Origin of the sequence: Streptomyces sp. NPDC047315 (genome assembly GCF_040643215.1) — a bacterium.
Classification (GTDB): Bacteria; Actinomycetota; Actinomycetes; order Streptomycetales; family Streptomycetaceae; genus Streptomyces.
Genome location: NZ_JBEYTZ010000030.1, coordinates 1 through 12528 on the forward strand (window position 1 = coordinate 1; position 12528 = coordinate 12528).

Annotated in this window: 3 protein-coding genes; 2 read left to right on the plus strand and 1 reads right to left on the minus strand. The window is 74.4% G+C overall.

Annotated elements, in window-relative coordinates; genetic code table 11:
* Positions 1-11: 11 nt before the first annotated feature.
* Complete coding sequence (locus ABZ842_RS29365) at positions 12-4433, plus strand: type I polyketide synthase (protein WP_361543431.1); 4422 nt, start codon at positions 12-14, stop codon at positions 4431-4433.
* Between the two features lie 46 nt (positions 4434-4479).
* Positions 4480-11085 (plus strand): thioester reductase domain-containing protein, encoded by a 6606-nt coding sequence (locus tag ABZ842_RS29370; RefSeq protein WP_361543232.1) that lies wholly within the window; start codon positions 4480-4482, stop codon positions 11083-11085.
* 133 nt (positions 11086-11218) lie between these two features.
* Here the strand turns inward: ABZ842_RS29370 and ABZ842_RS29375 are convergent, their stop codons facing one another.
* Positions 11219-12520, minus strand: coding sequence for an NAD(P)-binding protein (locus tag ABZ842_RS29375; protein WP_361543234.1), 1302 nt, complete (start codon positions 12518-12520; stop codon positions 11219-11221).
* Positions 12521-12528 lie beyond the last annotated feature (8 nt).

Here is a 12528-nt window from a genome sequence, read left to right on the forward strand (position 1 = left end):
GGCCGTTGTGGTTGGGGTCGTTGAAGTCGAATATCGGGCATGCGCAGGCGGCGGCGGGTGTGGGTGGGGTGATCAAGATGGTGGAGGCGATGCGGCATGGAGTGTTGCCGCGGACGTTGCATGCGGAGGTGGCGTCCGAGCATGTGGATTGGGGTTCGGGTGGGGTGCGTCTGTTGGCGGAGGCGCGGTCGTGGGAGGTGGTGGAGGGTCGGCCGCGTCGTGCGGGGGTGTCCTCGTTCGGGATCAGCGGCACCAACGCCCACGTCATCCTCGAACAACCCCCCACCCCCACCACACGGGTCGATATGACCGAACCCCGAGACGACGCCCCTGACGGCGCCGGCCTCCCCGTGCTCCCCTGGCTGGTGTCGGCCGGCTCGCCGCAGGCGCTGACGGAACAGGCCCGACGGTTGCACGCGCACGTGGCTGCCGCGTCCGAGGACCCGCTCGACGTCGCGTACGCGCTCGCCACCGCCCGTGCCGCACTGGACCACCGCGCCGTCGTCCTCGGCCGGAACCGGGCCGAGTTGCTGGCCGGCCTCGAAGCGCTGGGGGCCGGAAGCCCCGGCGCTGACGTGCTCCGGGGCACACGCGGCCGAGGTCGGACCGCGTTCCTCTTCCCCGGCCAGGGCAGCCAGCAGCTGGCCATGGGCCGCGAACTTTACGAGCGGATTCCCGTCTTCGCCCGGGCCCTGGACGAGGTGTGCGCCCTGCTCGACGGCGGACTGCCCCGCCCCCTCCTTGACGTTCTCTTCGCCCCCGAAGGAACACCCGAAGCCGCCCTCCTCGACCGTACGGAGTTCACCCAACCCGCACTCTTCGCCGTCGAGGTCGCCCTCTGCCGGCTGTTGGATTCCTGGGGCGTACGGCCCGACTTCGTGGCCGGGCACTCGATCGGCGAACTGGTCGCGGCGCACGTCAGCGGGCTGCTGACGCCGGAGGACGCGGCGGCCCTGGTGTGCGCCAGGTCCCGGCTGATGCAGGCCCTTCCCGACGGCGGTGCGATGGTCGCCGTGGAGGCGGGCGATGACGAGGCGACACCTCTGCTGGTGCCGTGGTCGGGCCGGGCCTCGGTGGCCGCGGTCAACGGACCCCGTGCGATCGTGCTCTCCGGCGACGACGACGCCGTCAGTGCGGTGGCGCAGGCGCTCGCCGCACGAGGCCGGCGGACCCGACGCCTCACCGTCTCCCACGCCTTCCACTCGGCGCGCATGGACGGCATGCTGGCCGAGTTCCACGAGGTGGCAGCCGGACTCTCCTACCGGACCCCGCACACGCCCCTCGTCTCCAACCTCACCGGCGAACTCGCCGACGCGACCCTCCTCACCAGCCCGGACTACTGGACACGGCACGTCCGTGAGACCGTCCGGTTCGCCGACGGGCTGCACGCCGTCGCCCGGGCGGGCGCGACGACCTTCGTGGAGGTCGGACCAGGCGGCACCCTGAGCGCGATGGTCGAGACGGCCCTCGACGGCGATCGGGACAGTCCCCCCGCCGCCCTCACCCTCTCCCGCACCGCCCCTCTCACCGTCCCCCTGATGCGCCGCGACCGGCCGGAGTCCAGCACCGTCGTGCAGGGCCTCGGCATGCTGCACGCCGCGGGCGTCCCGGTCGACTGGCGGAAGTTCTTCGCGGGCAGCGGAGCCCGCGGGGTCGAACTGCCCACCTACGCCTTCCAACGCGAACGCTACTGGCTGGGCCCCGACACCGGACGCGACCCGGTCGACGGACCGGGTGCGCACCCGACCGGACACCCCCTGCTCGGCGAAGCCGTCGAACTGGCCGACGGGAAGGGCACGTTGTTCATCGGACGCGTGTCGTCCCGGGCCCTGCGGCAGCTCGCGGAGCGCCACGGCCCAGGGGACGGCGAACTGTCGGCCGGGGCACTGGTGGAGCTGGCCTCGCACGTCGGCGAGCAGGTCGGCGCGCCCACCGTCGAACACCTCGTACTGCACGTCCCCCTGCTCCTGTCCGCCCGGCAGGAGAACCACCTCCAAGTCACGGTGGGCGCACCGGGCACGGCGGGTCCCCGGGGCCGCTCCCTGACCGTGCACGCCCGGGGCGAATCCGCCGAAGCGCCCTGGACCCTGCACGCCGACGGCGCGTTGGGGCCGGAAGACGAGCCGCCGCCCGCTGCGACGCCACCCGCCGGAGCCGTCTCCGTGCCGCTGCCGGACCAACCGGCTGGCGACGGCTACGCGCTGCACCCCGCGCTCTGGGACGAAGCACTGCGCCACCATCCGTTCACGGCCGGCGAGGGCGCGGCGCTGCTGCCCGCCGAGTGGCGGGGGGTGCGGATCCACACGCCCGGCGCCGTTCCCGTACGGGCGCTGGTGACGGCGACCGGGGAGGACACGGTTGCGGTGCGCCTGGAGGACGGGCAGGGCGAACCGGTCGCCACGGCCGCCTCGGTCGGCTACCGGGAGGTCTCCGATGCGGAGCTGGCCGCCGCCTCGATCGCCAACGCCGATGCGCTGTTCCGCGTCGGGTGGCGGCCACTGGTCGGAGCGCCGCCCGAGGAGGCCGTCCGTTGGGCCGTGCTCGGGGAAGGCGACGGCGTCGCCGACCTCGCCGGGCCCTCATCGGACGACGGATCCGCTGACCCGAGGGCCGTGCCGGACGCCGTCCTGGTCCCCTGGCCGCGTACCGCCCATACGGGTACCGGGGCAGGTGCTCGTACCGCCGCGCGCCGTGCGCTCGCGCTGGTCCAGGGCTGGCTCGCCGACGAACGGCACGCCCGGAGCCGGCTCGTCGTGGTCACCAGCCGCGGTGCACAGACCGATCCGACGGACGACGTCGACCCCGTGGCGGCGACCGCCCGCGGCCTGCTCCGCTCGGCCGCGGCCGAGCACCCGGACCGGATCGTGCTCATCGACACCGACACCGACACCGACGTCGACGCTGAGGTCGACGCTGAGGTCGGCACCGACCTTGAATCGGCCGTCTGGCGCGGCATCCCGCTCGCCACGCTCACCACGGCCGTCCTCTGCGGTGAACCCGAGACCGCCGCACGAGACGGCCGGCTGCTGGTCCCACGGCTCGACCGCTTCGCCACCAAGACCACGCCGGCCCCCGTCCCCGTCTTCCACCCCGGCGGCACCGTCCTGATCACCGACGGCACCGGAGCCCTGGGCCGTCTCTTCGCCCGCCACCTGGTGGAGCGTTACGGCGTACGCCGCCTCCTGCTCGTCAGCCGACGGGGGCCACAGGCCGACGGAGCGCACGAACTGCGGGCCGAACTCGCCGCCCTCGGCGCGCACGCCGACCTCGCGCCCTGCGACGTCGGCGACCGGGCGGCGCTCGCCGGGGTGCTGGCCGCGATCCCGCCCGAGCACCCGCTGACCGCCGTCGTACACGTCCCGCACACTCCGGACGACGGGCGCGCCGAAACGCCGGTCGACGCGCTCGACCCGGACCGGCTCGACACCGCACTGCGCCCCGAGGCCGACGGCGCACGGCACCTGCACGACCTCACCCGCGACCTCGACCTGACGGCGTTCGTGCTGTTCTCGGACGCGACCGGCGCCCTGGGCGACCCCGGCCGCGCCGACCACGCCGCGGCGAACGCCTACCTGGACGCCCTTGCCGGACACCGCACGGCCCTCGGACTGCCCGCGACCGCGATCGCCTGGGGGCCCTGGGAGCCCCGGGACCTCACGAACGGAACGGAGCCGGACGGTGCCACCGCCGCGCACCGCCTCCGCCACCAGGGCTACCGACCGCTGTCACGCCGCACGGGCACGGCGCTCTTCGACGCCGCGCTGTCCGTTGCCGCGCCGGGCGGCGGGTACGTCGCCGCCTCCCTGGACCTCCTCGCGACGGGCGCCCGCGGCCTCCTGCCGGCGCTGCTGCGCGACCTCGCCGCGGAACCGGCGCGCGGGGCGCCGGCGACGGAGCCCGCGCCCGGAACCCTCGCGCGCCGGCTGGCGGGAGCGGACGAAGACGAGCGGCACCGCATCGTGCTCGACCTGGTCCGCGCCCGGGCCGCCGACGTGCTCGGCCACGGCGACCCCGGCTCCGTCGAGGTCGAACGCCCCTTCCAGGAGCTGGGTTTCGACTCGCTGACCTCCATCGACCTACGGAATCGGCTCAGGGCGGAGACCGGTCTGCCGCTGCCCGCGACCCTGGCCTTCGACCACCCCTCGCCCATGGCGCTCGCACGCCACCTCCTCGCCCTGACCGCCCCGGCGCAGTCGCCCGGAGCGACCACCGTCCTGGACGGACTGGCCGAACTCGAAGCGGCGCTCTCGGCCGCCGGGCCCGACGCGGTGGACCGCGGCGCCGTCACCGAGCGGCTGCGGGTGCTGCTCGCCAAGGTCGCCCCGCCCCCCGACGGCGCCGCCGCCCCCGCCCCGGTGACCGGCATCGCCGACGCGTCCGCCGACGAGGTCCTCGACTTCATCGACCGCGAACTGGGGCGCGAGGCGAACTGAGGCCGCAGGTCACCGCGCCCACCCACCCAAGGAGACGCTGGTTCCGATGCCGAGCGAAGAGAAACTGGTCGAGTACCTGAAGTGGGTGACCACGGACCTCCAGAAGTCCCGCCGGAGGGTGGCCGAACTGGAAGCGGCCAACGGCGAGCCCGTCGCGATCGTCGGCATGGCCTGCCGCTTCCCCGGCGCCGACACCGCCGACGAACTGTGGCGACTCGTCGTCGACGAGCGCGACGCGATCACCGAGTTCCCCACCGACCGCGGCTGGGACCTCGACGCGCTGTACCACCCCGACCCCGCCGAACCCGGTCGGATCTACATCCGGCACGGCGGCTTCCTGACCGGGGCGACCCGCTTCGACGCCGCGTTCTTCGGCATCGGGCCGCGCGAAGCACGAGCCATGGACCCCCAGCAGCGGGTGCTGCTGGAAACCGCGTGGGAAGCCCTGGAACACGCCGGCATCGACCCAACGACCCTGAAGGGCAGCAGGACCGGCGTCTTCGCAGGACTGGTGGAACAGAGCTACCTCGACCTGGACTGCCCGCCGGAGGTCGAGGGCTACCAGGTCACCGGCAAGCTCAGCTGCATGGCGTCGGGCCGCATCTCCTACGCACTCGGACTCGAAGGCCCCTCGGTGTCCCTGGACACCGCCTGCTCGTCGTCGCTGGTCGCCCTCCACCTGGCCGCGCAGTCACTGAAGTCCGGCGAATCCGAACTCGCCCTCGTCGGCTCCTCCTACGTCTGCGCCCACCCCGGCGGATACCTCGACGCGGCACGGGCGCGCGCACTCGCCCCCGACGGCCGCTGCAAGCCCTTCGCCGCAGCCGCCGACGGACTCGGCTGGTCGGAGGGCGCGGGACTGCTCGTGATGGAGCGGCTGTCGGACGCCCGCCGTCTGGGGCACCGGGTGGCGGCCGTGGTGCGCGGCAGCGCCGTGAACCAGGACGGCGCGTCGAACGGCCTCACGGCGCCGAACGGCCCGTCGCAGGAACGGGTGATCCGACAGGCCCTCGAACACGCCGGGCTGACGGCGGCGGACGTGGACGCCGTGGAGGGACACGGCACGGGCACCCCGCTGGGCGACCCGATCGAAGCCCAAGCCTTGTTGGCGACCTACGGCCAAAACCGGCCGGCCAAACGACCGTTGTGGCTCGGCTCGCTGAAGTCGAACATCGGACATCCCCAGGCGGCGGCCGGCGTCGGCGGGGTCATCAAGATGGTGCAGGCCATCCGGTACGGCGTGCTGCCGAAGACGCTGCACGTCGACGCCCCCACCCCCGTGGTGGACTGGACGGCGGGGAACGTCCGACTGCTGACGCAATCCCGGCCGTGGCCCGCGACGGGCGCACCGCGCCGCGGCGCGGTGTCCGCCTTCGGCGCCAGCGGCACCAACGCACACGTCGTCCTCGAACAGGCCCCGCCCGAACCGCAGGAGACGCCCCCGCCCCACCCCGAACCTGTCCGAACCATCCCCGAAAGCGCGCTCCCCTGGGTGCTCTCCGCGCGGACCCGGGACGCACTACGGGCTCAAGCCCGCCGCCTCCACGCCTTCGCCGCAGCAGACACCTCCATCGCAGCCGACACCGGCGCCGGCGCCGACGACGCCGCCGGCCCCGCCCCCCGCCGCGCCGACGTCGCGCTGTCCCTCGCCACGACCCGTACGACGATGGAATACCGCGCCGTGGTCGGCGGCCCGGGCCGCGAAGGACTGCTCGCCGGCCTCGACGCCCTCGCGAACGGCACGGAAAGCCCCCTGGTCGTCGAAGGAAGGACCGTCGGCAGCCCCGGCGAACTCGGCGGGACCGTCTTCGTCTGCCCCGGCCAGGGCAGCCAGTGGCCCGCCATGGCAAGGGAACTCCTCGACGCCTCCGACGGATTCCGGGACCGGATCGCGGAGTGCGCCGACGCCCTTTCCCCGTACGTCGACTGGTCGTTGGAAGACGTGCTGCGCGGAGCCGAGGGCGCGGCGGACCTCCAGCGCCTCGACGTGGTCCAGCCCGCGCTGTTCGCGGTCACGGTGTCCCTCGCGTGGCTGTGGCGGTCCTGCGGAGTGGCACCCGCGGCCGTCGTCGGCCACTCCCAGGGCGAGGTCGCCGCAGCCCACCTCGCGGGCGGACTCACCCTCGCGGACGCGGCCCGCGTCGTCGCCCTGCGCAGCACCGTCGCGTTGAAGCTCCAAGGCACCGGGGGCATGGCCGCCGTCGGCCTGCCGCGCGCCGAAGCCGCCGCACGGATCGAGGAGTGGGCCGGACGGCTGTGGATCGCCGTCGAGAACGGCCCCACCTCGGTCATCGTCGCCGGCGACCGGGCCGCGGTCGGCGCGTTCCTCGCGCGGTGCGCCGCCGACGGCGTACGGACCAAGAAGGGCACGTCCGACTTCGCCTCCCACTGCCCGCTCGTGGAACCCGTCAGGGACGAACTCCGCACCGCCCTCGCCCCCGTACGACCCCGCCCGGGCACCGTCCCCTTCTTCTCCACCGTCACCGGCGGCTGGCTGGACACCGACCGGCTGGACGCCGACTACTGGTACGCGAACCTGCGCGGCACGGTCGAGTTCGCCGGCTCCGCACGCGCACTTGCGGACCACGGCCACCGGGTGTTCGTCGAGATCAGCCCGCACCCGGTGCTGACCTCCTCGCTCCAGGAGAACCTGGGGGACGACGCCGTCGTCACCGGCACGCTCCGCCGCGACGACGGCGGCGTGGACCGCTTCCTGACCTCCCTCGGCACCCTCCACGTGCACGGCGGGACCGTCGACTGGGCACGGCTGCACGAAGGCCGCGGCGCACGCCGGGTCGAACTGCCGACGTACGCCTTCCAACAGCGGCGGCACTGGTACGCGACCGGCTCCCGCACGCTCGACGCCACCGGCCTCGGACTGGGCGAGACCGGACATCCGCTGCTGGGCGCGGCCGTCACCGTCGCCGGCAGCGGGCAGACCGTCTACACCACCCGACTCTCCACCCACACCCACCCCTGGCTCCGGGGCCACGCGGTCGCCGGGCGCGCCTCGCTGCCCTCCGCCGCCCTGGTGGAACTCGCGCTGCGCGCCGGCGACGACGTCGGCTGCACGGCCGTCGACGAACTCACCGTCCGGGCGCCGCTCGTACTGCCCGCGAACGGAGGCGTACAGCTCCAGCTCACCATGGACCCGCCCGACGACGAGGGCCGGGCGACCCTCGCCGTGCACGCCCGCCCCGAAGAAGGGGACGTGCGGTGGACGGCCGTCGCCACGGCCCGCCTGAGCGCACGGGGCCGCGGACCCGCCTTCACCCTCGGCGATTGGCCCCCGGCCGACGCCGAGAAGACGGACGCGGACCTCCCGGCGCGAATGGACCTCCCGGCGCTGACGGGCCTTTGGCAGCAGCGCGAGGGCACGGGCCACGCCGACGGAGCCGGCCCCGACACCACCGTCCACCACGCGGAACTGACCCTGCCCGCAGCGGCGCAGGAAGAAGCCCACCGCTTCGGGCTGCACCCGACTCTGCTCGACGCCGTGGCACGCACGGCCCTCGCGACGAGCGACCATCCCGGCACCAGCGGCACGGCCGTCCGATGGGCCGGTGTCCAGCTGTACGCCACCGGCGCCACCGCGCTGCGCGCCCGACTGACCCGCCGCGCCGACGGAACCGTGTCCGCGCTCCTCGCCGACCGCACCGGACAGCCCGTCGCCGCCGTCGCCCAGCTCACCGCCGGTCGAACCGACGGCGCAGCGGCCGGCACGTCGTTGGGCCGCGCGCACGACGCGCTGTTCCACTGCCACTGGACCCCGATCTCCCTCGTGCAGCCCGCCGCGCCCCTGCGCATCGCCGCATGGGACGGCGAAGGAGCGGCCCCGGCACGCCTAGCCGACGTCGAAGCCGTCGTCGTGGACGTGCTGTCACCGGACCCCGCAGACCCCGTCGACGCCGCGCACCGGGCGGCATGGCTGGCGCTGGCCGCGGTCCGTACCTGGCTCGCCGACGAGCGGTGCGCGGCGCTGCCCCTGGTGGTGGTGACGCACGGCGCGGTCGCCGCACGGCCCGGCGAGCAGGTACCCGACCCGGGCGCGTCGACCGCCTGGGGCCTGATCCGCTCGGCCCAGTCGGAGAACCCGGGCCGCATCGTCCTCGTGGACGTGGACGCAGAGGGCGCGGTGGGGGAGGTGGCTGGGCTCCTCCTGCTGTCCGCGGTCATCGCATCGGGCGAACCCCAAGTCGCCCTCAGGGCGGGCCGGACACTGCTGCCCCGGCTCCAACGGGTGGCCGTGCCCCACGACACCGCACGAGCCCCCTCCTGGCACCCCAAGGCCCGCAGCGGACCGCGCACCGGCAGGGGCACGGTCCTCATCACGGGCGGCACCGGCACCCTCGGCTCCCTCCTCGCCCGCCACCTCGTCGCCGAGCACGGCGTCACCGATCTGCTCCTCGCCAGCCGCCGCGGCGCCCACGCCCCAGGCGCCGCCGAACTCCGCGCCGAGCTGACCCGACTCGGTGCGGACGTCACCGTCGCCGCCTGCGACGCCACTGACCGCGACGCGCTCGCCCGGGCCCTCGCCGCGATCCCCGCGGACCGTCCGCTGACCGCCGTGGTGCACTTGGCGGGCGCCCGCGACGACGGCCTGGTCACGGCGCTGACCCCGGAGCGGCTGCACGCCGTGCTCCGCCCCAAGACGGACGCCGCCTGGCACCTGCACGAACTCACCAAGGACCTGGACCTGTCGGCGTTCGTGCTGTTCTCCTCCCTCGCCGGGGTCATCGGCGGCGCCGGGCAGTCCGCGTACGCCGCCGCGAACACCTCGCTCGACGCGCTCGCCGCCCACCGTGCCGGCCTGGGCCTGCCCGCGACGTCCGTCGCCTGGGGACTGTGGCAACAGACCGACGGTACCGGCGAGTTGACGCGGGCGGACGTCGAGCGCATCAGCCGCGCCGGCTATCCGCCCATCGGGTCCGACGAAGGACTGGCGATGCTCGACCGCGCGCTGGCGCTGGGCCACGCGCTGGCCGTGGCCACCCCCCTGGACCTCAAGGCGCTACGCGCCCGGCCCGGCGACGTGCCCACCGTGCTGCGGTCACTCGTGCGCGTCGCGGACCGGCGCACCGCGCGCAACGACGACGCGCACGGCGGCCCGATCGTCGACGGCCTCGCCGCGCTGTCGCCGGCCGAGCAGCGCCGCCGCGTCGTGACGCTGGTGCAGGAGGAGGCGAGCGCCGTCCTCGGCCGCCCCGACCCGGACGGCATCGCCGAACGACAGTCCTTCGTCGACCTCGGGTTCGACTCGTTGTCCGCCGTCGAACTGCGCAACCGGCTCGCGTCCCGCACCGGGCTGCGGCTGCCCACCACGCTGATCTTCGACCACCCCACGGCGGCCACCCTCGCCGAACACCTGCGGACCGGTCTCCTGCCCCCACCGGGCGACGCCGCCGTTCCCGACGCCGTGCCCGCCGTGCCCGCCGTGGACTTCGCGGTGGATATCACCCTCGCCGACGACGTCCGCCCGGCCGCTGAAGTACTGCGCGTGGTGGAGCACCCACGGGAGGTGTTCCTCACCGGAGCCACCGGCTTCCTCGGGGCGTACCTGCTGCGGGACCTGATGCGCACGACCGGCGCCACCGTGCACTGCCTGGTGCGCGCCGCCGACGGGCCGGCGGGCCTCGCACGGCTGGAAGCCAACCTGGCGTGGTACGGCATCCTGGGGCAGGTCGACCCCGCCCGGCTGTCCGTCGTCGTCGGCGACCTCGCACGGCCCGGGCTCGGCCTCGCCCCCGAGCGCTTCGACGAACTGGCCCGTACGGTCGACGCCGTGTACCACCCGGGGGCCAGCGTCAACTGGGTCCAGCCGTACGCCACCGTCAGGGCGGCCAACGTGGCCGGCACCGAGGAGGTGCTCCGGCTCGCCGCCCGGCACCGCACCGTCCCCGTGCACCACGTCTCCACCCTCGGCGTGTACGCGGGGCGCACCGACGTCGGCACGGCCATCGCCGTCGGCGACCCCACCGGGCCCGGCGAAACGCTGCCCACCGGCTATACCCAGAGCAAGTGGGTGTCCGAACGGATCGTCGACATCGCCCGGCGGCGGGGGCTACCCGTCGCCGTCTACCGGATCGACCTCGTCTCCGGCGAACACGCGACCGGCGCCTGCCAGACCCGCGACTTCGTGTGGCTCAGCCTGAAGGGGCTCATCCAACTCGGCGCGGTGCCGCGCGTTCCGGTGCTGTTCCGCCTGATGCCGGTGGACTACGCCAGCGCGACGATCCTGCACCTCTCACGCCGCCCAGGCACCGGCGACGGCACCTTCCACGTCTGCGGGCACACCGGGCTCACACTGGCCGCCATGGTCGAAGAGCTGCGCTCGTACGGGTACGTCCTGGACGACACGGACTGGGAGCCCTGGCTCCGGCGGGCCCAGGCGGACCCGGAGAACGCGATGGCGCCGCTGCTCGACGCGTTCGAAGCGATGGCCGCGGACCCCGCGGCCTTCTATCCGCCGGTCGACGATGCGGAGACCGCGGAGGCGCTGGAGGGCAGCGGGATCGAACTGCCCGAAGCGACCCGCGAACTGTTCCGCCGGCACGTGGACTTCTTCGTAGCCAAGGGCTACTTCCCGCCGCCGGCACGCTCCCGCGGCGACTCGGGGCAGCGACCCACCACGGCTGACGGCCTCGGGACGTAGCCGCGGTTTCCCTGACGGAGCGTTGGTCCCCACCGGGCCGTAGACGCCATGACTGCACACGCACCACGGCGCCAGCGTGCCAGCCAAGGCGCGGCACTGCCGCACGGGCCACGCGGGACTCGGCGGACGCGGCCTAGGGCCGCAAGACGCGGCGGAGCATTGTGGGGCGGGCCAGTGACAGGGGGCTGTCGAGCGCGCCGGCCACCCGCACGAAGCCGCCGGCGACGCCCGCGTCGTGCTCCGCGGCCGTCACCAAGCGGCGCAGGTACCACTTGGCGACCTTCGTCCCCGGCACCCGAAGGCCCTCCACACCCGGCAGGAACGAATCCGAGATGCTGGAGAACCACCACGGTCCCCGCACCACCCGCGCCGCGTCCCGGAAGAACCCCCTGTGGATCCTGTCGAGCCCGTCACTCAACCGGCGGTCGAGGACGATCGCGTACGCCGCCGCGGACATCATCCCCGTGCCGTACAGGGGATTGAGGACCGCCAGCGCGTCCCCCGTCACCAAAAGCCCCTCGGGAAAGCGCGACAGCCGGTCGTATCGGCGTCGGAAGGTCCTCGGCACCTGGAACGAGTGGACCTCGGGCGCCACGTGCGCCGACTGGATCGCCGCCCACACGTCGTCCGGGGCCAGCGCCGCCGCCTGGGCCATCAGACGGTCGGGCTCCACGCTCGGGCGGTGGTCGCCGTAGCCGAAGACCGTCATCGTCCACCGGCCAGCCTCCTGGACGGTGAAGTAGAAGCCGCGCGGCCGGTCCAATCGGGGCCCCATCGCAATGCACCGGTCGTGCCCCAACACATCGGGCGGGCCCTCCACCAACCGGCTCGCGTACCCCAGGTTCACCTCCAGCCGGTCCTCCCGCGGCGCCTCGTACCCCAACTCCCGCAACCAGCCACGCGCGCGCCCCGCGCGGCCCGTCGCGTCCACCACCAACTCCGCCGGAAGCTCCTCCTCCGCGCCGCCGTCGACGGGGACGACCCGCACCCCCGAGACCCGGCCGGCGGCCCCGGCGACCGGCCGCGCCGCCTCCCACCCGTACCGGAACGACACGTTCGCATGCCGGCGCACCCGCGCCCGGATCCCCTCCTCCAGGAACGGCCTGCTCGCCCACACCGTCTCCAGGTCGCTCTTCGACTGCTGGAAGAGCCGGCCGTAGTAGATGATGCGGTGCTGATCCAGCATCCCCACGCGCAGCCCGCCGCTCGCGATGAGCTCTTCGATCAACCCCGGGAACAAGCGCTCCCACAGGACGTTCGCCTTCAGGGCCAACACGTGCGGATGCCACCCCTGCGGGACGCCGCGCCGTGGATCGGCGCCCCCGCCGCGGTCCCGCTCCACCAGCGTCACCCGCTCGAAGCGGTCCGCCAGCACGTGCGCCGCCATCAACCCGCTCATCCCGCCGCCCAGCACGACCGCGTGCGTCCCCAACACCCGCACCA